Origin of the sequence: Sulfobacillus sp. hq2, from assembly GCF_002903155.1 — a bacterium.
In the GTDB taxonomy this organism is placed as follows: Bacteria; Bacillota; Sulfobacillia; order Sulfobacillales; family Sulfobacillaceae; genus Sulfobacillus; species Sulfobacillus thermotolerans.
In genome coordinates this window covers 37,037-58,669 of the sequence record NZ_NWUL01000034.1, presented here as the reverse complement: position 1 = coordinate 58,669, position 21,633 = coordinate 37,037, and the positions used below count along the sequence as shown (strand labels likewise).

General features: G+C 52.0%; 22 protein-coding genes. 12 read left to right on the top strand and 10 right to left on the bottom strand.

The window, feature by feature from the left end:
* Positions 1-91: 91 nt before the first annotated feature.
* On the top strand, positions 92-1,366 hold the full coding sequence (locus CO251_RS09880; RefSeq protein WP_103375653.1) for an EAL domain-containing protein: 1,275 nt from the start codon (positions 92-94) through the stop codon (positions 1,364-1,366).
* A gap of 24 nt (positions 1,367-1,390) precedes the next feature.
* Here CO251_RS09880 and CO251_RS09875 read toward each other — a convergent pair whose 3' ends face one another.
* Positions 1,391-1,753 carry a DUF805 domain-containing protein gene (locus CO251_RS09875; protein WP_242968522.1) on the bottom strand — a complete coding sequence of 121 codons (363 nt, stop codon included), beginning with the start codon at positions 1,751-1,753 and terminating at the stop codon, positions 1,391-1,393.
* A gap of 556 nt (positions 1,754-2,309) precedes the next feature.
* Between CO251_RS09875 and CO251_RS09870 the strand changes: the two genes are divergently transcribed.
* The 4 genes from CO251_RS09870 (at position 2,310) to CO251_RS09855 (ending at position 5,798) form a co-directional block, all read left to right on the top strand.
* On the top strand, positions 2,310-2,987 hold the full coding sequence (locus tag CO251_RS09870) for a hypothetical protein (protein ID WP_103375652.1): 678 nt from the start codon (positions 2,310-2,312) through the stop codon (positions 2,985-2,987).
* Positions 2,988-3,282: 295 nt separating this feature from the next.
* Positions 3,283-4,296 (top strand): hypothetical protein, encoded by a 1,014-nt coding sequence (locus CO251_RS09865; RefSeq protein ID WP_146039051.1) that lies wholly within the window; start codon positions 3,283-3,285, stop codon positions 4,294-4,296.
* 53 nt (positions 4,297-4,349) lie between these two features.
* A complete protein-coding gene (locus CO251_RS09860; RefSeq protein WP_103375650.1) occupies positions 4,350-4,565 on the top strand; it encodes a hypothetical protein in 216 nt (71 codons plus the stop codon).
* 3 nt (positions 4,566-4,568) lie between these two features.
* A complete protein-coding gene (locus CO251_RS09855; protein ID WP_207654668.1) occupies positions 4,569-5,798 on the top strand; it encodes a sodium:solute symporter in 1,230 nt (409 codons plus the stop codon).
* A gap of 181 nt (positions 5,799-5,979) precedes the next feature.
* Here the strand turns inward: CO251_RS09855 and CO251_RS09850 are convergent, their stop codons facing one another.
* The 4 genes from CO251_RS09850 to CO251_RS09835 all read right to left on the bottom strand — a co-directional run bounded on the left by CO251_RS09850 (position 5,980) and on the right by CO251_RS09835 (position 9,883).
* The gene (locus CO251_RS09850; RefSeq protein ID WP_103375649.1) at positions 5,980-6,528 is read right to left on the bottom strand and encodes a mismatch-specific DNA-glycosylase; all 549 of its coding nucleotides are present in this window, start codon (positions 6,526-6,528) and stop codon (positions 5,980-5,982) included.
* Positions 6,529-6,567: 39 nt separating this feature from the next.
* Complete coding sequence (locus CO251_RS09845; protein WP_103375648.1) at positions 6,568-7,452, bottom strand: NAD(P)/FAD-dependent oxidoreductase; 885 nt, start codon at positions 7,450-7,452, stop codon at positions 6,568-6,570.
* Positions 7,453-7,513: 61 nt separating this feature from the next.
* The gene (locus CO251_RS09840; RefSeq protein ID WP_103375647.1) at positions 7,514-8,386 is read right to left on the bottom strand and encodes a hypothetical protein; all 873 of its coding nucleotides are present in this window, start codon (positions 8,384-8,386) and stop codon (positions 7,514-7,516) included.
* Between the two features lie 204 nt (positions 8,387-8,590).
* Positions 8,591-9,883 carry a cytochrome P450 gene (locus CO251_RS09835; RefSeq protein WP_103375646.1) on the bottom strand — a complete coding sequence of 431 codons (1,293 nt, stop codon included), beginning with the start codon at positions 9,881-9,883 and terminating at the stop codon, positions 8,591-8,593.
* Positions 9,884-10,066: 183 nt separating this feature from the next.
* Here CO251_RS09835 and CO251_RS09830 point away from each other — a divergent pair, with 183 nt between their 5' ends.
* Both CO251_RS09830 and CO251_RS09825 read left to right on the top strand, forming a co-directional pair.
* Positions 10,067-11,776 carry a hypothetical protein gene (locus CO251_RS09830; RefSeq protein ID WP_103375645.1) on the top strand — a complete coding sequence of 570 codons (1,710 nt, stop codon included), beginning with the start codon at positions 10,067-10,069 and terminating at the stop codon, positions 11,774-11,776.
* Between the two features lie 96 nt (positions 11,777-11,872).
* Positions 11,873-12,463 carry a PilZ domain-containing protein gene (locus CO251_RS09825; protein ID WP_158246279.1) on the top strand — a complete coding sequence of 197 codons (591 nt, stop codon included), beginning with the start codon at positions 11,873-11,875 and terminating at the stop codon, positions 12,461-12,463.
* A 22-nt stretch (positions 12,464-12,485) separates the two neighbouring features.
* On the opposite strand, the gene CO251_RS09820 is transcribed toward CO251_RS09825, so the two are convergent.
* Positions 12,486-14,519, bottom strand: coding sequence for a hypothetical protein (locus tag CO251_RS09820; protein ID WP_103375643.1), 2,034 nt, complete (start codon positions 14,517-14,519; stop codon positions 12,486-12,488).
* A 217-nt stretch (positions 14,520-14,736) separates the two neighbouring features.
* Between CO251_RS09820 and CO251_RS09815 the strand changes: the two genes are divergently transcribed.
* On the top strand, positions 14,737-15,075 hold the full coding sequence (locus CO251_RS09815) for a DsrE family protein (protein WP_103375642.1): 339 nt from the start codon (positions 14,737-14,739) through the stop codon (positions 15,073-15,075).
* Positions 15,076-15,624: 549 nt separating this feature from the next.
* Here the strand turns inward: CO251_RS09815 and CO251_RS09805 are convergent.
* Positions 15,625-16,095 carry a signal peptidase II gene (locus tag CO251_RS09805; RefSeq protein WP_158246278.1) on the bottom strand — a complete coding sequence of 157 codons (471 nt, stop codon included), beginning with the start codon at positions 16,093-16,095 and terminating at the stop codon, positions 15,625-15,627.
* A 78-nt stretch (positions 16,096-16,173) separates the two neighbouring features.
* Here CO251_RS09805 and CO251_RS09800 point away from each other — a divergent pair, with 78 nt between their 5' ends.
* Both CO251_RS09800 and CO251_RS09795 read left to right on the top strand, forming a co-directional pair.
* The gene (locus CO251_RS09800) at positions 16,174-16,560 is read left to right on the top strand and encodes a BlaI/MecI/CopY family transcriptional regulator (protein ID WP_103375639.1); all 387 of its coding nucleotides are present in this window, start codon (positions 16,174-16,176) and stop codon (positions 16,558-16,560) included.
* Positions 16,553-17,422, top strand: coding sequence for a M48 family metalloprotease (locus CO251_RS09795; protein WP_103375638.1), 870 nt, complete (start codon positions 16,553-16,555; stop codon positions 17,420-17,422). The genes CO251_RS09800 and CO251_RS09795 overlap by 8 nt, the downstream gene beginning before the upstream one ends.
* Positions 17,423-17,440: 18 nt before the next feature.
* Here CO251_RS09795 and CO251_RS09790 read toward each other — a convergent pair whose 3' ends face one another.
* The 3 genes from CO251_RS09790 to CO251_RS09780 form a co-directional block, all read right to left on the bottom strand.
* On the bottom strand, positions 17,441-18,313 hold the full coding sequence (locus CO251_RS09790; protein ID WP_103375637.1) for a hypothetical protein: 873 nt from the start codon (positions 18,311-18,313) through the stop codon (positions 17,441-17,443).
* Between the two features lie 87 nt (positions 18,314-18,400).
* Positions 18,401-19,027, bottom strand: coding sequence for a hypothetical protein (locus CO251_RS09785; RefSeq protein WP_103375636.1), 627 nt, complete (start codon positions 19,025-19,027; stop codon positions 18,401-18,403).
* 76 nt (positions 19,028-19,103) lie between these two features.
* The gene (locus CO251_RS09780) at positions 19,104-20,000 is read right to left on the bottom strand and encodes a LysR family transcriptional regulator (RefSeq protein ID WP_103375635.1); all 897 of its coding nucleotides are present in this window, start codon (positions 19,998-20,000) and stop codon (positions 19,104-19,106) included.
* Between the two features lie 235 nt (positions 20,001-20,235).
* Here CO251_RS09780 and CO251_RS09775 point away from each other — a divergent pair, with 235 nt between their 5' ends.
* Together CO251_RS09775 and CO251_RS17415 are read left to right on the top strand one after the other, a co-directional pair.
* Positions 20,236-21,024 (top strand): hypothetical protein, encoded by a 789-nt coding sequence (locus tag CO251_RS09775; RefSeq protein ID WP_103375634.1) that lies wholly within the window; start codon positions 20,236-20,238, stop codon positions 21,022-21,024.
* Between the two features lie 192 nt (positions 21,025-21,216).
* Entirely contained in the window at positions 21,217-21,384 is a 168-nt protein-coding gene (locus tag CO251_RS17415) for a hypothetical protein (RefSeq protein WP_158246277.1), read from the top strand.
* Positions 21,385-21,633 lie beyond the last annotated feature (249 nt).

Here is a 21,633-nt window from a genome sequence, read left to right as displayed (position 1 = left end):
ATGGACAAACCCCCCTTATCCCTGGCACAATGAAACCGTTATCGCATTACAGCCAAAGGAGATTGCGTGGGTTGCCTGCGCATCATACATCATGTCGCTACCTGTCGTGGACATTGCACAGTGGCTTTACTCGGAGCCTCAATTCGATTTAGCTTTTCAGCCGCTCTTAGCGTTGTCAAGCGGCAACATTATCGGATTTGAGGTGCTGACCAGGCCGGTTGATCGCAACCACCGACCCCTGCTGGTCGAATCCTTTTTCCATGAAGCCAGCATACAAGGTCACGCCGTGGCCGTAGACCGCCTTATTGTGGGTCAGATTACGAAATTTTTGCAAGGTCACCCTCTCTCCTACCCGCTCTTTATCAATTTGCACCCCGACTCGCTCACAGATCCTGACATTCAGAGCATGGTCGGGAGCAGCCAGCATGGGGCCATTGTGATTGAAATTACCGAGCGGGGAAACTGGTTTGGTGACATTGTGGAACCGGTCATGCAAACCTTTCGCAATCAAGGCGGAACCGTCGCCCTGGATGATTTCGGCACGGGATATTCTGGTCTAGAAAAATTAGTCGCTGTACGCCCCAATTTTGTTAAACTGGACCGCTCCATTATTGCTCAATGCCATATGTATCCGGTCAAACGCAATTTAATCGCATCAGTCAGTCACATGGCCGAATTTCTGGGATTTCAGCTCATCGCCGAAGGAATCGAAACCCGTGAAGAACTCCTTACTTGCATTGATCTGGGCGTTGCGATTGGACAAGGCTATTATTTTGCTCGCCCTAGCGCGTGGAACCCCGGAGTACAAGCGCCTAATCACGTCATTCATGAAATCCAGCGCCGTCAAAATGAACTCTTAGAATCCTCGGCGCAAAATTTAATGGCATGGGATTCTTTTCGGTTGCACTGGTCATTACTGATGGAAAGCCTAGCCGACCCCCAGGCTACCCCCCATGAGCGGTTAATGGCCATCATGGCGTCGACTTTTCGCTTGCTACAGCCGACCGCCATGACGTTTCTACGCGCCACCAAAAAAGGCCTGGCCCCGGTGTTCAGCCTCGGCCACTCCTATCAAGATCTTATTGTCTGGGACCAACCGTCCTTCGCAGTCCGTGCTTTTCGTGAAAATTCCCCCGTCGTCTTACAAAAAACCAGCGATACGCCATGCGAATTATATGGCCCCGTCATGAAATTCCTCAATGCTCCTGAATCTATCGCGATTTTTCCCATCGGCCATCCCACTTGGGCTGTCATCGGAGCCGATTATATGGGGGCTTTTAGTTGGAGTGAAAGCCGCCTTCAGGTCCTGCGCGGTATGGCCCATTTATTGTCGGTCGTCATTCCCAACGACCCCTACCTTACATAAGACAAATCCTGAAAACGTGGCCCTTTAGCTATTCCATTGGGGGTTCGGACCATAGTCATTCATGCCCGGATCACTGCCTTTTACGGTAAAGACGAACAAGACAATCCATCCGATTACCGGAATCATGGCAATGAGCAGCCACCATCCGCTATGCCCCGTATCATGCAAACGGCGAATGAGCACGGCTAGCCCTGGTATAAACACGGCGAGTGTGTAAAGCCCTTCAAACGGTATGGCTGCATTATGGGTCAATAACACATCAATGAATTCCAGAACAACGGTCATCCCTGCATTAATGAGAACAAACATCCAATATTCCGTCCGCCCAGCACGCCCTGAAAACACCGCATATTTTTTAAGTACGTCAAAATACCACTGCACCGTCATCACTCCACCTTTGTCAGGTCCCCTGCCAATGCCATCAAAGTCTCCCCTGCATTGCTGCTGCGGTCTTGCTCTCACCTTATTCTAGGTGTTCCTACAAATTTCCTTGTTTTTCTTCACAGCCTCAAAAATCTACCCAGGTACAAGAAAACCGCTGCTACAAGCCACGTCCTTTCAGGTAGGGCATATTGAGGACAAAAACACGCCTATGGCTAAAGCAACATGCGCGCACTGGAATGTCAACTGGGTGCAGTTTGCAATGCATTCCAAGGCGTTAGAGGGGAGATTTGTACCATTCGCTCGCAGATTCCCTTAATTTCGAGGACGCCGACATAAGGTGAGAACTCGGAATGAGCCCTCCCCCTTACCTACCGGTGCAGAGACATCCTTCACCTTTCCAAGTCCCCAGTTTGCCTTCCAAGGAATGATACCCTCCTCGAGACGGTGTTCGATAGAGGGCATGCTACTGATAGGCATAAGAGGCTCCCGTACAATCGAAGTAGTTTCGGCATAGTTCTTCAACACCGACTCCGCGGGGCAAAAAGGGAGGCTAACATTTATGATACACCGATACAAATCGCTGTTAGGTGTGGGAATGGCGATTGGTCTCACCATGATGGGTGGAACAGCCTTGGCGGCACCAGCACCAGCAGCAAAATTTACTGTAACGGGCTTGTCTATCCAATCCGTGACAACATCGGGACTTAACACAGACGTAAACGTCGCGATTACGGTGTTCGATACAGGCGTCCAGCCCGGCACTTGGGAATTTCCTAATCCAACTTTTACTGGTGGTAACCCCCAAGCACTTCCCACTATTACTATCACGCCGCCTACGAAACCCGTGACAGCCACGGCATCTGCTTTGATATCCTCACCGGATCCCACAGTAGGTCCTAAAGAGAGCGCCACCGCCACATACCAATTTGTTATCCCAACGTCCCAGTTAGGGCCGTTAGGCAACGACTATACGATTGAACTCGTGTACCAACCTAAATCACCCATCGTATTTCATATGTATCAACCCCAAGATTCAATTACTGTAGCATCTTCGCCACCGGGACCATCTTCGCCCCCGCCGACTGCGCCCGTCTACGATTACGATCCCATAGTCAGTGTAGTCGGACAATTGCCTGAGGTCCCGTGGGCAGCAGCCCTGCCACTGGTTGCCTTGGGAACTGTTGGAGCTATTTGGGTGACAAGGCGCAACACACACCGCCGGTCGGCAGCGTCCTAATGATCAATCAACCCGCCCTCCCAAAGTATCTTAGCCGAAGCCACCTTGGGGGGAGCTTGGGTTGGATTCACGTCATGCGCCCTGGTTCAAGTCTGGAATCCTGACGTGAGTGTGTGTGACGAAATTACACAAGCCCTACGAGCTTTTTTCTCGAGTCAAACTCTTTTTATACTCACACGGCGGTTTCAACCAAAAGGGGCAGTCCTGTCTATCGTCATCATTCGCTTAGGGGGAGTCAACGAAGGCGAGTTGTGGTACCCTTAAAGCATATCAACAGATGGGGCAGGAGGATGTTGTGAAGCGTAGAGGGTGGATGACTGTGATCGTTGCAGTCGCCGTGGTAGCTGGGTTTGTCGTGGACGCCATCATGCACCGAGAGCAAATGAATCCTGTCAGCACGTGGCAAACGGCCAATCCTATTATTGCGCCAGATCATACTGTTGCTCTGACACTAGGCACCACAGCGCAAGACCGCACCCAACCGCAACCATTGCTTCCGGGCCATTTGGCAAACACAGATTGGTATTTGCCCATCACCCAAAGCAGCGCCGTCAGCTATGTTCTTCATGATGGACAAGCGAGGTGGCTGGTCAATGGATCTTATTACCCCTTAAGCAGCGCGCCCACCGATCCGGCCGGTTTTTTAGATTATGCGCCCGATGGGCACATGCTGGCATGGCAAAACGGCAACACCATTACCGTGCTCACCGCACCTCATTTACAACACCATCAAATCGATCATGCCATGACGCCATATTTTACGCCTAGCAATCATTTAGATTATCTCTCCGTGTCGGACAAGACGCTAAACGTACAAAGTACATATCCCCACCGCACACTCCCCTCGCAAGCACTCACCGGGCACCATCCGTTTGTGTTTAGGGGCCGCGACATTGTTTATGACCGCGATGGTCAAATCGCTTTGGAAAACTTGGAGACAGCCCACGTAACGACCCTCGCCACGGTTCGAGCGAAGCGTTGGCCGCTGGTGGTGGATTCTTTGTCATTTGGCCCGAGTCTTGCAGTCATGTTGGAACGCCCCACAGCGCTCCCTGCTTACCTCATTATTGTCGACACCCATGGCCATATCAGCTGGTACCGGTGGCAGACGGGTCTTAAACCGCAGATTGGACAAGCAGGCGGCCACTTAGTCATGAATAATGTTGACCCTTCGGGCCAACTCGTGGTCTGGGGTTCTCATCATCTTCACCCCCTGCCCCAGTCTTCTGGCCTCTTTAGTCAAAGCCCAGCGGGGATCATTTTCCAAACCTCCCAAGGATTTATCCGTCTGTCCTCCATCACCCCGTAACACAAAACGCGCGCGTTGTGCATATCCCTAAGTACGACGGGGAGGTGATCACAATGCGCACAGCCATGCGCAACTGGCTTATTGGCGTTGGTTTAGTAACCGGCTTGTATCTTTTGGGCCCGGTTATTTACTTTAACCGGGTCTATCCCTTTATTTTAGGCATGCCCGCCATATTGTTCTGGTATGCCTTAGTTCCCGTGCTTACCCCCATCATTCTGGGCGTCGTCTATTTGCTCGACCCCGTCCAACACTTCAAGGGAGATGACTAACGCATGGGAACCGTCATTGTCGTGGCTGCTATTGCCGTAGTCGGATTGACCATCTTAGGCATGATATCAGGAGCCAAGGAATCGCAGTCATCATTGTCCGGATGGCTCGTGAATCGCCGTAATATGGGCGCTTGGCTGGTCTGGTTTCTGTTAGGCACCGAAATTTACACCGCATTTACCTTTCAAGGACTGGCCGGCTATGCCTACGCAAAAGGCGGCCCGGTGTTTTACAACGTCGCCCTTAATGACGTCGCCTATTCCTTAGGATTCATGATTCTGCCTTTGATCTGGATCTTAGGGAAGAAATTTCGCTACGTCACCCAAGCAGACTTTGTCGCTGGGCGCTATCAGTCACGGGCCTTGGGAATGTTTGTTGCCCTTACTACCGCGATTATCATGATTGCCTATATCGACCTCAACATTACAGGACTCGGCGCCATTTTCCATGTCATCAGCAAAAGTCGTCTTTCTGTGATGTGGTCTGATATCATCGGTTTTGTCGTTTTAGCCACCGCCGTGTATGTGGGCGGGATTCGGGGCAACGCGTGGCAGTCTGTGATTAAAGATGTCTTTATGATCGTCGCATTAGGTGCGCTATTTATTGTGTTTCCCTACCGTGAGTTTCATGGCTTTGGTCCCATGTTTATGGTCTTTGGGCATGAGCTAGGCCCCGTTATGACCTTGCCTGGCAAAACCGCACACTCGGGACTACTTTGGTTGGTTACCACGGTCCTCATGACGGGCATGGGCCAATGGATGTGGCCGCAGTGGTTTGGTGTCGCCTACACCGCCCGAAATCCCAAGTCGTTGAAGATTCAAGCAGTCTTCATGCCGCTCTACCAATTGGTCAAAGTCGCTGTCATTATCGTGGGTTTTGGGGCATTGCTCGTCCTTGGCACCCATCAAAATGGCAATGACGTCGTGGTCATCTTAGCACGTCGTTTGTTCGCCACACCATTCTTTGCGTTTTTTGTCATCGCCGCCATTTTTGCCGCCCTCGTGCCAGCAGGTCCCATCATTATGACCTCCGCCTCTCTCATTGCTAAAAATGTCTGGGCAGAATATCGCCCCCAATCCGACGAGCGTATTTACCGCGTCACGAAATTGTTAGTATTTCCGCTCACATTTCTGGCCTTATTTTTGGCGTTGGCCACGCCATCGCTGCTTGTGGCCATTTTGCTCGTGGCCTATGATTTCATTGCTCAGCTTTTTCCCGCCGTCGTTATTGGCTGACTGTTTTGGCGTGGCGCGACCAAATACGGCGCATTCTGGGGGATGATGACAGGCTGGGTCTTGGATGCCTTTTTACTGCTAAGCGGCCATGGTACCTTGTGGGGCATCAATTCCGGCTTCATCGCCCTCGTGCTCAATACCCTCGTTTTTGCGATTATTAGTGCCGCAACCCAAGCATCCATTAAGCCTGGTGAGGCCAATCACTTTTCCATCCTCTACGAAATGCATGAGGATCCGGTCCATAGCGTGTAAGATTTGCGAGGGCCCGAAAATGCTGCAGCCGCATGCCATAGGGCAATGTCGACCGTCTTGAAGGGTTAGGAGCCACAAAGCGACCAGGGCTTTGATACCCCCACGCAACTGTTTGCGTCCGCTTTATTCCGTAAACTGCCCGGTAAATGTCCTTGCCCAAAAAGCAAACCACGCGAGGAGCGAAACGTGCTATCTTAGCGGCTAGCACCTTTCCTCCTTGCGCTAATTCGTCGGGCGTCAGATCAGCCGAACCCGGGGTCATGCGCTCCACAATGTTGGTAATGCCTAGGCCAAACAGCAACAAGGTCTGATCCTCTTCAGGGCTTAAACGGTACGGAGTCAACTGACTGTCCGCTAACAATGCCCAAAAAAGATTGCCAGGGCCCGCAAAATGATGCTGGAACTTGTCCGAATAGATGCCAGGATTGTATCCGACAAACAAAATTTTGAGATCCGGAGCAATAATGTCGGCAACCATGGGTGTCTCCCTTCCACGTTATGTCCCGAGTACCTTATCCTATGAACGCCACGGTGGATTCATGACTATCTCTTTGGCCGCCACCATCCCTGATGCAAAAGCCGTGACAATCGACCGAAATGGCACAGGCGTCACCGCATCCCCAATCACTCGCAGACGAGACGACGGCCAGAGCGGGACGACATCGGACAATACGCTAGAACACAGTCCGGGTTGGATATCAGGCTCCATCCCGATGCGCACCATCACAACAGCGACCTTGACTCGCTTGGTTGTTCTTGGTCCCTTGAGTACAACCTCCACACCGCCTTGAGTGGGCGTTATCGCCTCGACTGTGGTATTCACATGAACCGGAATGCCCAAAGCGCGAACACGTTGTTGAAAATCCGGACGCGCACGAAAATGATCACGGCGATGAATGAGGCGGACGGACTTTCCGGCCTCCGATAACCGCAATGCGGCTTCAAATGCACGGTCGCCACCGCCAACAATGAGAACTTCCCCTGCTAATGGCTGAGCCAATAAAGCCGATGTGGATAAAGACGTGACCCACTGTGCACCCGGAACCTTTAAGTCCCGCGTGCGCAGTCCCGGAGCATACACGACAGCCTGCGCATAATAGGTGGCACCATCGGCACAGGTCAATAGCTTTTCAGCCTCATCAAATGCCACCACATCGTGGCCTTCGTAGACATCAATCCCCATCTGATGCAACTGCTGCACGAGGTCCGCTAGCAATACAGAAACGTTAGCACCATAAAACCCTGGCACATCTTGCAAAGATAGGGTGATATCGTGCAACTGTCCTCCTAAATGATGCCGCTCAAAAATCTTGGGCAACATTCCCAAACGCTTTAGCCATATCGCGCACGCAATGCCTGCGGGTCCTCCGCCTACAACCGCGACGGTTTCTATCGGTTTCACCTCCTCGTTAAAAAAGAGCGCCTCCCGCGAGAGTCGCTCCTACCTAAGCACTACCATTCGGCTAAATGGCCGAACGAATTTCGTCGTCACGCCACGGCTCAATCCGCTCTTTAAGGCTAAAGAAAAAGGCAAAGATGCGAAGGGCTGCGAAAAATGACACAAAGCTACCCAACACATACAACTCCGGCTGCCAATTAAAAAAAGGCGGAGGAACAAATTGTCCATTCCACACCAGCAATATCGTATACACAGCGGTGGCGGTCAAAGACGCCCAAATTTGCCATGTAATTTCCCTAAAGGCGGTTACTAACCTTTTTCGAAACAGCCACCAAGGGCCCCATGCCGCCATGGCAAAAAGCGCCAAACCTAACGAGTCGGACACCGCCACAGGATGGAACACAGTATTCGGCACAAAGACCCACGGCAAGGAACACAGCACCGCAGCCAACGCTCCCGATAGAGCAGCCGTCGCCATAACCACCAGTCCTTGTGCCCAGGCAATCCGACTTAAACCAAATCGTACGTTGCGCATCGCCAATACAATATTTTGCCTCAAACCGCTATGATGAAACGTATTAAGACTCGTCGAGAAGAAGCCCCACGCGGTGAGCACCCTGCCCACGGCCATATCGGCCAAAGATTCCGTGCGGAAAGAAGCTACCAGCAACCCTAGGCCAGCTAAAAGCTGGGCTACAGAAACCAACCACAGCCACCCGCGTTGCTGACGCAAGGGTTCTGCTAATTTAACCGCCATGACCTCAGGATTTCCAAGGGTCGCCATCGCCATAACCGCGGCTTGCGCCCTGTCCGTTCCCTGCGCGATTTGGTCGGCCCAAATAGAAAGCAATTGTTGCCGGATTTTTGCCTGGGCTCGCCGTTTGTGGTACTTATTCATGATGAGATGGGTTGCTTGCTCCAAGTAATCTTCCCACATACAATCACCTCCTATGCGTATCATATGGATTCGTCCAGTGTTTATAACTTGGTGATTATAGCACCGGGGAAGCTCTCCTCGCAAGACTGCCAGAAATTTCCCGTCCGGTGACATGCTTCGTTAAAACAGCATATAGACGCAGTCGCCGTGGTCTTGGGGAAAGATGAGTGAGAAGTTTTTCTCTCGTTCCCGATTCCCCGCAACCTAGGTGGAGCGCGGGCTGACCGTCAGTCTCATGCCGGGGGGAGGAAGTAAACTGAGTCGGGGCACTGGGCGCCATGATGTCCCAGAAATTGGGTGAAGGGTTAGCGCCTGGACGAAGGATGCAATGACGAGCTGCATTTCAAGTAGCGCAAAATCACGTCCGATGCAACTACGCGGCCCCTTCCCAAAAGGAAGAAATGCCAACGCATAAGCCTCTTGGTCCCCCTGAAGCCACCTTTCGGGGTCAAAATCGTTCGGATTGGGAAATTCAGAAGACAAATGATGGGTCACATAGGGACTCACGAGAAAAAACGTCCGAGGAGCAAATGTTTCGCCCTCTAAAGTCAATGGGTGCGGATTTGAACGACTTAATAGCCAAACGGGCGGGAACAAGCGCAAAGACTCCAAGATTACCGCCTTTAGATAGGGCAAACGGTCAAGCGATGATATTTGCGGGCATTGACCCCGAAGCTGGTCATCCACTTCCTGCTGCAACCGCGCTTGCACCGCGGGATTAGCGGCTAGCAACAGCAAAGTCCAAAACAGCGCATGACCGGTGGTTTCATGGCCCGCCATAATTAGGGTTAACGCCGTCTGCAAGACCGCATCGGGATCGTCCCGCAAGGCCTGATGTAATCGCTCCGCTACCAAACTCTTTCTCGGCCCTTGAAGAAATTCAGCCATCCACGGTTGCAAACGGTCTGCAGCTCGGTGATAGGGCAAGGTGCCAGGAACTCGCCACGTATATGGCCAGCGCAACACACTGCGTGAGCGTTGATAGAAGTAGGTCATCACCGTTTGCACCGCTTGCGCCATTTCCTGCAAGGCGGAAACAGAAGCGTCTCCCTCAAACAGCGTACCTAGGACAACGCGCATGGTCAACACGAGCATGTCGTGGTCGCTCGTCGTGGCCTTAGTGCGGATAACCTGATGACAGTAGTCTCGCGTCGCCTGCGTGATCCATGTGCCATAGTCCGCAAAACGTCCATGGTCAAAAGCCGGCTGTATCGCCAGCCGCTCCATTTTCCAAAGATCCCCTTCCGCGACCAACGGTCCTCGTCCAATCAGCGGATTGTTTGCATCCATCCCCGGTCCCTTGATAAGGTGTTTGCCGTGGGTATTCAATAAGGTGTGAACTTGAGCTCCCCCACTGACCAAAACAAAAGCCCAAGGGCCCATATGAAAGGACGCAAGAGGCCCTTGGGCTCGCGCAATTTGGCTTAACGTCTTCAGTGGATCCCGATGAAATGACCATAACCGACGAAAATCTTGGCCCAAGTGTTGGTGTACCATGCTGTGTTCCGCCCCTTTCCTCTATGGTAGCATGTCGAGATACCAGGTAACGCTAAGAAACACCCCGCCATATTTCTTTACAATTTTTCCAGCAAAAAAAGGAATTTCATGAAACTTTTTGCTCCGCACGGCGTTTACATCATAAAATGGAGTTGTGAGATGGTGCATGGAGGGATCCACGGAATGCATGTGAGACTGGGGTTGATACTCGGCAGCGCAATCATAAGCGCTTCTTTAAGCGGTTGCGGCACAGTCGCGACCAGTACCCCCGCGGCGTCTCTTCCGCAACAATCCGCCCAGCACGGTCCTGCCACATTTCAAGGATTAGCCCCGTTGCGTCCGGGCTTTAAGCCCGTAAACATCTTCTCCACCGTCGTTGCAATCCCCAAAACCTGGACGACCGAACGCATCACGGCTGACAGCATCACTTTAGGAGGACAAACCGGATCCTGCTCGGTGACAAATTTAACGCCCAGCTTGTCTTTGGCTACACGGTGGTTGCCGCTCTCCACCTCACCGACAGCCCCTTATAAAGACGTCATTCCCGTATCGCCCTCGACAGGCAGTGGCAGTACGACAATTCTTACCCAAACAGGGCAATTACTGGAGCTCAGCGTTCATGTTCCACCGTCTCATCAACGTCTTGGCACCACCATCTTGCACACATGGCAGCATCCACTCATCGCCACAACAACGCAAGCGGTAACACACCTTGAACAGGCTCAAAACGCCGTTTTGGCCAACGCTGGCTCTAGGGAATGGGTCCTCGCAGCAGGCAACGCCGCCACAGCGCAAGAAAGCTTCTATCTATTTCAGTCCCAAAACGGTGGTAAACAATGGACATTGGAAAATGCATCGCAATGGAGTGCCAATGCGCCAGTGTTTCCCAACGCCTCGGGGCAGGCCACCATCAATTTCCCAACAACATCGGAAGGGTTCATTGCGGAGCTTAGTGCCATGCAACCGATCTTGCTGATTTATCGCACAGAAAGCAGTGGAAAAACATGGGCCAAGCAAATCATCCATTTACCGTCATCATTTTGGCCAGGCAACAAAGCGCCCGTGATTCATTTTTCCTCTCCTACCGACGGTCAAATTCTCGCGCCGCTATCCCAAACTAATCTCGATGCGCTCTACAACACTAATAATGGAGGCGCGACGTGGCACTTTGTGCAAATGGAAACGGTGAGCGCGTGCCAACCGTCTCACACAATTATTAAGGAAGCTCTGCACCATGACGCGACCCAAATCGCTTTGCCGTTATTTGGGCCCACACGCATTCCCCATGCGCGTAATCAAAGCCTATCGGCCACCGCCAGTGCGAGTCCCTCGCTCAACCAATACAGTGTACGGATCTGGAAAACGCAGCAATGCTACCCCGTGAATAGCCCAGAAATAACGCACGACCTTAGCGATCTGGCACCCTTTGCATCATGGCGGGTGACAGCGGTCAGCCCTCAAGCACCTACTACCGCGTTGCTGGAATCCGGTAATCTTTACTGGCGCGCACCGTCTGGTCATCCACACACGGTCACTTTAGCCACAGGCCTCATCGGCCAAGCCTATCCAGCCAGTACCCTCTTTTCAAGTCAGGCACTGTCCCATGGCCCCGTGCTCATTTGGCATGAAGGTGAATGGACCATGGAGATAAAAGGCGGCACCGCCGTGTCAGAACAAACCGTATCTTCGCCTCTTATCCGTTATTTACACACGCATTTCCTACCCGGGTACCAAGGCTTATTAGTCGTTAACATTACGGGTACGAACCGCATGCAAACACGCCTCGATTGGGATCAAGGACCGCTGTTCATGCAGGTAGCGAGTGACGAACCGTCTGCAGACAATCCCGTGACAACCGCGCGGTTGGCCGTCTTGTGGCAGCAATATTCTTAACTGACGTTGGGAAAATTAATGATCTCGATGCCCGCCGCATCTTATACAATATGTAATAATAATGAATTCCAGACGACTCTACGCGGGAGGCACACCGTGGCTGTTTTCTTATCGACAAATACTCATGCAAGTTTTTGGTATGACGAAACCGTTATTGAAACCATCGTCAAACTACGCTTAGCCGACCAATGCTATTTGGAAATCATTACCCCGTTATCCGGCCTGCGTTTGCCTCCTCCTGGCACAGTGATTCAAGTGCGTTGGCAATGGAATCAGACGTTATGGCAACAAAACGCCTACGTCGAACGCACGGATTTATCCGCACAGCCCGTCTTATCTGTCGTACTTGAGGGCGATCCTCAAGCTCAAGAAAACCGGCGCACAAGACGTCACGCCTTGTCCTTGCCGGTCACTTTTTCCACTGGCCCTTTAGGACTCAAAAAAATTTCCTCCGAGACCGAAGATATCTCGGTACAAGGCCTGCGCTGTCAATTAGAGAAACCGTTCCCGGAGCAATCCCCGGTCGCAATGACATTGACCCTGCGTGGCGCACCGCTTCATCTTCAAGGCCGCGTCCTACGTTGTGTGGCCACACAGTCGGGTATGACACAAGTCGCCATTCGCTTTACCCAAACCGATAACGCAGATTTTAAGCTATTAAAGTCCTATCTCGAATCGCTTCCGTGAGCATCAACTATGCCCTTCTTGGCTATTCTCCGCGATCGATCAAAATAGCCACGAATTCGCCGGATTGCAGTACGTTACAAAGGTCTGATATCCCTTGACGGAGCTGGCGATAATAGGTGGGGCGGCTCAAATGTAGCGCCATGGCAATGCGGTCGGCATTGCCAATGTGATCGATAAAGGTCATCCGCAAGACTCTTTGCGTGACATCGGTCAGAGGTGGCACTGGGCTCTCTGAAAGGAGAACCGCCAGAATACGGCGGGCTTCATGCCCCTCACACCCTAACATTTCTGGCAAGCCTGTCCGGTTAAAATCATCGACGCTATGGTACGCCTTGAGAGCCCGACGGAGCGTCTCCTCATCCACGCCGTAGCGATTTTTCACCACCGGGCGGTTGAACGCGCGTATCACCGACCCCACCCAAATAAGAAAGTCCCGGTGCCGCATATCGAGCACGAAGGCTTCCACGCCTTCTTCTAATCCAAGCGGATGCGAGTCGAAGCCTAAAAGTCCCAACAATGCTTTAAGTCTGGGCTCCCCACTTCCCACAACCCCCCGAAGTCCACTGCCTAAAAATGACAGTCCATCCCGAATAATAATGCCGAGGATGTCTCTGGGGTGATATAAAGGATGGTGCGCATCGACACCCACTAAAGTGCCCAAATACGTATCCGCCTGATCGGGATCTTGAGGGAACGTTTCGTCTGGAAAATAGCGCGCTACAGTTCCTGGGGCATATAATTCGATTAACGCCGCCGTGGTATGATGCATCGGCAACGACACGAAAAACCCGATGGGGGCGCCATCAGGAGCCCTAATCACGCGGATGGCCTGAGGAAATTGGGCAAGAACCGCATCGAAAAGAGCGTGTGCTGCCTTCGGTGTCGGCAGGACTAAGCTTTGCCTTCCCCACTCATCAATCATACGATGAATTGCTTGGGCATCTGTGGCGTCAACCTGGCGATCGCGTGAGATCGCTGTAAGCGCCCCGACATCGGCGTAAGAGCTTTCGCGCGGCAAAGACGCGGCACTAATCTCCATAAGCTGGTAGGCCAAGTGACTGCGCTCGCGAAGCGTTGTGGCTTCTCGGTACAAACGACTAAGATAATCGACCGCTTTAATGCGGAGACGTTTTAACCCCGTCGGGTTATATTCCTGCATGAAATTGAAAAGTTGGGCCCGGACGACATCGTGCAATGTGATGCCCCCTTGCACAGTCCGCACAAAAGACAAATGACTGATGCCTTTGAATTGATCTAGCGTAACCTCAACAGGGGCCATCAAACTCTGGAACGCAGCATGATTGGCGACAGGCAACACGGTAAGAATGTCGAGTAACGGATGAAGGGAGGGGTCCGTCACTTCCCGCAGTAATTCGGCGGTTATCTGCTCTAACAAAGAAAGGTCCCATGCTTCCTTTACGTGATTGCGTGTGGCAAAATAATCGCCCACGACGGCAACCCCTAAAGGATATCCGTGCAAACGCTGAATCACTGCTTGAAGTTCATGGCTATCTTCGACGCCCATGCGCAGAAAATATGCTTGCACCTCTTCATAGGGCAACGCGTTTAAAGGGAACGACCTTACACGCTGGTCCCAGCCCAAATGCGTGTACCACACACGATCTAGACCCCGGCGGCTGGATAAGACCACCAGAGCGCCTTGATCAGGCAAACGACTCAGCCAATCTTCACGTAGCCAGCCTTCAAGCACGCCCACTTCATTAAAGTTATCAAATATCCATAGGACACGCTCAGGCCACTGGTTCGCCATGCCTGCAGATTCCAATGCATCTTGAAAATACTGAAGAAACGAGGCGGGCTGTTTGGGACAGGACCGTCCGTCCATCCATAAGACGGCCATGTGCTGTGCTTGCGCCATCCCCATCCATTCCCACAACAAGGACGATTTGCCCATACCGGCAATTCCATGAACGTCCCAAATCTGCGTCCGTGGCTGGTTGTCCGTCAGCCATTGCTGAAAGGCCGCAATCTCTTCTTGTCGACCGACAAAACGGTCTGAACGGTCTTGATGGACGATATCCTGAAGCCAATTCATGCCGTGCCCCCCTAATCGGATAATCATTCGTCATGCATTAAAAGAATTCCTGCCTTGTCACATCCATTAACTGGAATAGGGGGACGCTGCGCTGCTCTGAACATCCCCTTGCTCTCCTTTACTTGTTATTATATAGTATCACAGGGGCTTTAAATTTTTCCCCATTTTCGTCCATCACCGCGAAGATGCCCGACACCCCTGAACAGGAGGATTATACATGGCAAAAATTGCATTCTGGATTACTGCTGGCCCAGGCTTGGAGGAAAAGGTTCTGGCCAACTTAGTGCTAGCCGGTCGCCTCAAGGCCAATCGCAATCAAGATATCGAAGTCTATTTCTTTGGCCCTGGCGTTAAATTGGCTGGTCAGGCCGAAGGCCATCTGGCTGAAGCCTTAAAAACCCTCTCCTCCGGACAAGTCCCCATGGGCGCGTGTCCTTTTAACGCCGACCAATATGGCGTCACGACCACTGTGACTGAACAGGGCATTCATATGGAGCCTGCCGGCGAGGCCCTTGTCCGTCTGACCGAGCAAGGTTACCAAATTGTCGGTGTCTGAGCATTAAGTTCTTCAGCTCACCAATCCTTGGGGCATCCGCGTCTCGCCCCAAGGATTTTTTTGACCTCTTTTAATTAATGATCAGGTCACAACTGCTATTGAAGACGTTCGGGCTTGGCCATAGCCATTACCCACTTTCGGCATAAACCGTCAAACTTTGTGCAGCGCCTGCAAATCCTCGCAACATAAAATGAAAGGCCTGACGAAATTCTTAAGGTTTTGCGATCGATTTTCTAGCGTAAAACCAAAAATTGGAAAGAAAAAACTAGACGCATTGTCTGGGGTGCGCCATAATAAACCGTGGTTTTTGACAAGCCCATTTTCCGATACGACAGTGCCCTTCATAATTCGGGTTTCCTCACCACCATATGGAGCCCCCAATAAAAATGACGATTGGAGAGAAAAAATGTTTAAGCATGTTGTCTATGCCCTTCGGCACCTTATGATCCGCGCCGCTTTAGAATACTGGCGTTGGCGCATGGTGCGCGCTGAACATGACGTTATGCGGCTTACTTATAGTCAGCAGTGCGATCTTTGGATTGTCAGGTATCACCGTCTTTTAAACTCCCGGCCTACTTCTGCAAGACCTTTAGAACGCGTACGCACTGAACGCGTTAGCAACCAGTACTGAATCACCAAGGCAATCATGCCGAGCCGAATGGCAATGTCCCCTAAATTGAAGACAAAAGGGTATCCCGGAACCCGCCAAAAGTCGACGATACCGCCCCATAAAAGACGTTCCGTCCAATTAGCCAACGCACCCGCAAAAATGATGGCCAAGACCGTCTGGTATTCTCGCCACCGCCACCATGCGGCAACCAGGGCCGCCATGGCCAGCGCTGAGACAACGGCTAGGCTCCATGACGGGGCGTAAGCTAACAGGCCAAACGCCATGCCGCGATTAAAAATCACGCCCTGTCTTCCAATGTTTGCACGGTTAACAATCCCGAGGCCCAAGGCCGCAATATAGACGATCAACATGATGAGCCCCGTACTCCATCCTCTTAACTTCTTGTCCACGTCCGTGCCTTTTCCCCCTATGCTACAATCTCTATATAATGTAGGCTTATTAACCACCATAGGAAATGGGTGAGAACCATGCCACTAACAACACGCAACCACCTTCGCAATCAAATTTTGAACATTATTCGTGGGCAAGGCCAAGCCACCGTGAAATCGGTCTATGAAGAAATCTTGAAGAAACGCGCCGTATCCATCAACACCGTGGCCACTGTCATGAACCGTTTAGTCATCCAAGGGCTCCTTGTACGCCAAGGCGGGGTGCGCCATTACTCGTATCAGCTTACCCCTGAAGACGGCGTCGCCAAAGCTCGGGCGCTACAATCTGTGGAAAATCTCTTATCCGAATTCGGTGAAACCGGTCTTGTTCACTTTGTTGACGCCGTAGACGAAATTGAACCCGGCGCTCTAGAAAAACTCGAAGAAATTTTACACAGCCGCAAAAAGGAGAAAGGCCATGACTAAGACCGTCAGTTCCTGGATTTGGCTTGGAGGGTTGGCTTCGGTATTAGCACTTCCTGTGTTGCTATTGGGAGCGCTTGATGCAACCCTCACTCACCATCTCGCTTGGGCCCTCATGAAATCCCCCATGCATCCGGGGCCTATGACGGTCCCCTTATGGCTTGTTGTTTTAGGTCTTCTCGTGTCTGCCTTGTTAGGTGGATATCTTTATCGCCTCATTGCTATCAGCACCCGCCATATCAGAGAACAATCGACCATCGCCGCAAAGCTCGAATCTCGCTTGTCCCCACTACCGGAGGAACTCATTCCCCCTAACTTGGCCCCATCAAACCAGGTGCGTTTCGTCAGTCTAACGGAAAGCACACCCCATGCCTTTACCTACGGCTTTCGTACCCCCACCATCGTCATCGCGCATTCCATGCAACATTTGCTCGACCGCCAAGCTTTAGCTGCCATCATCGCCCATGAATATAGTCATGTCCGTTCGCAAGATTATGCGATTCAACAGCTTTTCATAATATTGATTCACACACTGCCTGGGTTTGGTTTCGGCACACTATATCGCCAATACTTAACCATTCGGGAAATTCAGGCCGACCAATTTGCCACCTCGTGGCAGCAAACTCCCGATCATTTAATTCATGCGATGGTGGCTACCGTGCGTGCCCTGAAAAACCAACCTGCCGCCCCCTTTCCAAGCGAACCCGCTTGGAATAGCGGCTGGCAGGCACGTATTGACGCCCTAGCATCCTCTGATGGAGGGAACTCCCATCATCCCGTTGGCATTCTCTGGCCATTTCTGACCTTTCCCGCCATCAGTTCGAGCCTTTTTGTTGCAGCATGTATCGCGGTGGCGTGTCACTAAAGTCGACCCATCACATACTTATTGAGCCATCAGATCAGCGTTTAGACCACCCGCGATGCGGCCCATACCCTGGGACACCACAATGCGGACGGGTAACGCCGTCATCGATGCCCCCGCTTTTGCGGTATATGAGACTTGCCCTTGACTATTGGTGGTTAGATGCGTGCCACCCGAGGAGCTCATCGAGGATCCCCCCATAGACGAGGAAGCTCCGGGCGTTTTCGGCGTGACACTGACACTCGCTCCAGACACCGGGCCTGAAGGACTCATGACCGTAATCGTAAGCGGCTGAGATGATCGTGCGGCAACCACCCGGGCAAACGGTTGAACCACAACGTAGTCGCCGACTGGAGCCGTCGGATTTGTCGTGGACGTTGTCCACCAAGCATCCATGAGCCCCGCTCCTTTCATGGAAGACGGATTAAACGTACTTAAAGAACCCACTTTGATGCCAATCATCTCCATCGTCTTGGTGGGCTGGCCACGGAGCACAATGGTAGCTTGTCCCATACTGTTCGTTGTTTTCGAATAGCTTGCCACGTAAGGCGAAGCCGTTTGGGCGCTGGTCGAATACCACTGGCTCACCCCGGCACCTAACGGCACCATGGGCCCAATATAGACGATCACGGGTTGATTAGCCGCCGGTTGTCCGCTGGCCGTTGTGGCCGTTACGACGAATGTGGCTTCTTGCCCGGCTTGGACCATTTGAGCCGTTTTATTGGTATTGAGTTCTGCCACCGTCACGGAAGATGCGACGGAACTTTTGCTAGCGGGTGTGCTGCTCATGGTGCTAGAGCCAGACGTCTGAGGCTTGGCGGCTTGCGATGTGGTCCCACATCCGGCCAACACGGCCGTCAAAGACACAGCAACCCCGATCACTCGTTTGGTCATAAACTTGCTAACCTCCCCCAAGAAGCTTCTATAAACTACATTTTGTAGTTTACACTGCATTAGAATCTCCTGGCAAGGCATGACCGTCTATGACATGGGAGCAAACTGGCTTGCAATCAATTCGTTAGAACCCGCTGAAGCCGGAATATAGATGCGAAACAACTGTAAGCGGACGTACGTTCCATCTTGTTGAAAATCTAACCGGTAAGCAGGTCCTCCCACGCCATAAATCAACATCCATTGGGCTGCAACCCCATCAGCCAACATCACATTGGCCACACTGGCCGGTTGATACGCCGGATCGATGGGTGTGTTTGATTCGATAGCCAACATGTTGTTGAATTCCAGGTCTAAGTCCGGTCCATCAACATAACTTTCTTCTAATGCCGTATCCGGATAAGCATGCGTCGGCAATAGAAGATGCAAATGCAGGGAACGGGCCCGTGCTAAGGCGTTAGTCCACACGCTACCCGAATAAGCCATCTTGGCCAACCCGTTAGGTCCTACCGGCGCGCTACCTGGCGATGACGGCAACACGCTTTGGCGATGCACATGGCGTGCATGATGCGCCCGCACGGTCGCAATAGCTTGGGATTGTACCGGATGCGTTACGGGAATAACAGGCGGCAACAACAAAGAAACCCCTCGGTAAAAGACCACCACCGCGGCTAGGCCGCCAACCACGGCCCCGATTCCCTTGACCCATGCCCTCACTCGCCCACCTCCTGATGCTGTATCCCTATCGTTATTGTACTGGACAATGCCGATCTATGGGCGGGCATACGGGATTTTAAGCCATACTGGCCGGAACTCGCATGACGGTTTGCACAAAACGCTCGCCAATTCGCGTCATCGCATCACGATGATAGACCAATGAAAACGTTCGGTATAGACTCAACCCCGCGACTTGCACCGAGGCAAATAAATCGCGCTCTCTTGGCTCAATCGTGAGCGGAGACAAAACACTAACCCCCAGTCCTTTAAGCATCATCTGCTTAATCGCATGTGTTGTCCCTAAAACCAAACGAATATTTAACTGCTTGAGATCAATCCCTTCATAGCCTAAAGCATTTTCTAAAGCCATGCGGGTCCCTGAACCTGGTTCACGTAAAATTAATGGCTCTTCCATGAATTCTTCTAACGTGACTTCCTGGCGTTCAGCCCAAGGATGCGTGCGTGCCACCATCACCACCGGCTGATCATCAAAAAATGGCCGGACCACCACCTGTGCATCGACCATAGGCGCTTCAATAAGACCTATATCCAAGGTATGATTGAGCACTTGCTCGAAAACTGTACGTGAATTGGCCATGGTAACGGACCACCGAGCATTAAGCATATCCCGGCAATACTCAGCCAATATACCTGGCAACAGATATTCGGCAATGGTCAAACTCGCCCCAATAGCGAGTACTTGGGGACGGCTATCCGTTAACTCCTGCACCGCGTCTTGCGATTCATGGATTAGCCGCAGCAAAGCAGTGACATAGCGATATAGCACTTCACCCATTTCCGTCAGGTGAACCCCTTGGCTAGTACGTACAAAAAGGTGTGTCGCATAAGATTGCTCAAGCATTTGAATTTGTTGACTGACAGCTGATTGGGATAAGTTAAGAGCTCGCGCCGCTTGAGAAATCGAGCCCACTTCTGCTACCATCTTAAAAGTCGTCCAGACTTGTTCGTTCACGGCGCTCTCCTTCCCATTTCACGACAGCGGACTTCCCATCCACCGCGAGTTCTTGTATTATTAATAGCAAACAATAAGCTGAATTTTATAGACTATTGTCACTAGTTATTTTACACTATTGTACTGCATTCTTGATAGGTGGGCGAAGGTTCTACGCTGTAAATCCACGGTTTGAAACAGGGTATCCACCGCCACATTTAGATCATAACTTTAAAGAAAGTGAGGAGAAGACGTGATGCGTTCCGATGCCCAGTCACTGACCTTGTCGGCCCTACAAGGCATCTCGACAGGACTCCTAATTCCTGTTGCCATGGCCACGGCTCTGCCCATATCGTCAACAGGCCGCGTGCAGATGTGGCACGCGGAAATTTTGAGCGCAGCCCTAGCACTCGCTAGCCTCTCCATTTGGAGACAACTCGCACGCCAGTCCAGGCGCTCCTCACCGAAATCCGTCGCCAGCAACCTATACGTTCTCGCTCTAGGGATTCTCGGGTGGGCAGATACCTGGGGCGCAGATGGAGGCCAAAGCCTCGTCGCAATTTTAGCATCCGCCTCGGCCACCGGGTTAGTTGCGCATTTTCGCGCAGTCTCTTGGACATTGCGCGTTATTGCTCCCCATTGGCCGAAAAGTGCATCGGCTGCTTTGGCCATGATGAGCCCCAGTCTCATTGCAGGGTTTGTTCTCGGTTTGGCAGCAGTCGGCACCGCCAACCTTCATCACGCGATCTTTGCTGGATTATCCGTCCTGTTTGGTGCCTTCATCGGGGTGTCATTGTTATTTGCATGGCTTCTTCGCCCCGTTTTTAGCCCTGTGGCACGTGCTGTCATTGCCGTAGGCACGTACATTATGCCTGGCGTTGGCGTGATCTACAGTCTCATCACCCAAACCCCATGGGGTACCTTATCTGCAGCCGCTATCGCAGCCGCAACACTAATTTGGTACAACCGGGCGGCCGCCAAAACTCTCCCCTCTAGTCAATTCCCTGATGTCTTGCCGGACCACTCGCATTTTCCTATTACCTAACACGGGGAATTGTGATGATCTCCATAGTCTTCTCACAAGTTCTACGCTATGATATCTGAGATGCGGGCGCAAGGAAGACCAAAATAGGTTATTTAAGGAACTTGTCGTCAGAACCGTTCCGCTTCCGTCGCCGCTTCGCTTTCTCGTTTTTACTGTTGGCAGAATGTCTTTGGCAGAGAGGAGCTACTCCCCATGAGCGACGTCATTACATTGATGGAATTCAAGTGTTTTGACTGTGACCAAGTCTTTTTGCTTCCCCAAGGCAGCCGCGCGACGGTCTGTCCCCGTTGCAGTTCAGACCGCATCCAGCATGCGGGTCAAATGCAAGTTTCCATTGTGGCCTCCGAGAAGAAAAACTGAAAAACATTGCCATGGCACGGCCCAGAGGTCTGAATGGCTCGCGAGACCTCTGGTTTTTTTCGCCCCTGTTGGCAAGCAAGATTCGACGAACCATCTGGTGCCATATTTTGTATGATGGAGAACAGCAGGCAAGTCTGTACTGTTTGCCCAAACCCAGTGCCCTCGCGTTGATGGGGGCTCCACCCGGTCAAGCCAACAGCGTGGTATACCCGTCGTCTTGGTCAACCCGCTGGGCAGGACACAAGACCC

Excerpts from the sequence above, each read along its gene's own strand:
- CO251_RS09880 (WP_103375653.1), top strand. The coding sequence starts at position 92 with ATGTCGCTACCTGTCGTGGACATTGCACAGTGGCTTTACTCGGAGCCT.
- CO251_RS09875 (WP_242968522.1), bottom strand. The coding sequence starts at position 1,753 with ATGACGGTGCAGTGGTATTTTGACGTACTTAAAAAATATGCGGTGTTT.
- CO251_RS09870 (WP_103375652.1), top strand. The coding sequence starts at position 2,310 with ATGATACACCGATACAAATCGCTGTTAGGTGTGGGAATGGCGATTGGT.
- CO251_RS09860 (WP_103375650.1), top strand. The coding sequence starts at position 4,350 with ATGCGCACAGCCATGCGCAACTGGCTTATTGGCGTTGGTTTAGTAACC.
- CO251_RS09855 (WP_207654668.1), top strand. The coding sequence starts at position 4,569 with ATGGGAACCGTCATTGTCGTGGCTGCTATTGCCGTAGTCGGATTGACC.
- CO251_RS09850 (WP_103375649.1), bottom strand. The coding sequence starts at position 6,528 with ATGGTTGCCGACATTATTGCTCCGGATCTCAAAATTTTGTTTGTCGGA.
- CO251_RS09840 (WP_103375647.1), bottom strand. The coding sequence starts at position 8,386 with ATGTGGGAAGATTACTTGGAGCAAGCAACCCATCTCATCATGAATAAG.
- CO251_RS09835 (WP_103375646.1), bottom strand. The coding sequence starts at position 9,883 with ATGGTACACCAACACTTGGGCCAAGATTTTCGTCGGTTATGGTCATTT.
- CO251_RS09830 (WP_103375645.1), top strand. The coding sequence starts at position 10,067 with ATGCATGTGAGACTGGGGTTGATACTCGGCAGCGCAATCATAAGCGCT.
- CO251_RS09820 (WP_103375643.1), bottom strand. The coding sequence starts at position 14,519 with ATGAATTGGCTTCAGGATATCGTCCATCAAGACCGTTCAGACCGTTTT.
- CO251_RS09815 (WP_103375642.1), top strand. The coding sequence starts at position 14,737 with ATGGCAAAAATTGCATTCTGGATTACTGCTGGCCCAGGCTTGGAGGAA.
- CO251_RS09800 (WP_103375639.1), top strand. The coding sequence starts at position 16,174 with ATGCCACTAACAACACGCAACCACCTTCGCAATCAAATTTTGAACATT.
- CO251_RS09795 (WP_103375638.1), top strand. The coding sequence starts at position 16,553 with ATGACTAAGACCGTCAGTTCCTGGATTTGGCTTGGAGGGTTGGCTTCG.
- CO251_RS09790 (WP_103375637.1), bottom strand. The coding sequence starts at position 18,313 with ATGACCAAACGAGTGATCGGGGTTGCTGTGTCTTTGACGGCCGTGTTG.
- CO251_RS09775 (WP_103375634.1), top strand. The coding sequence starts at position 20,236 with ATGCGTTCCGATGCCCAGTCACTGACCTTGTCGGCCCTACAAGGCATC.
- CO251_RS17415 (WP_158246277.1), top strand. The coding sequence starts at position 21,217 with ATGAGCGACGTCATTACATTGATGGAATTCAAGTGTTTTGACTGTGAC.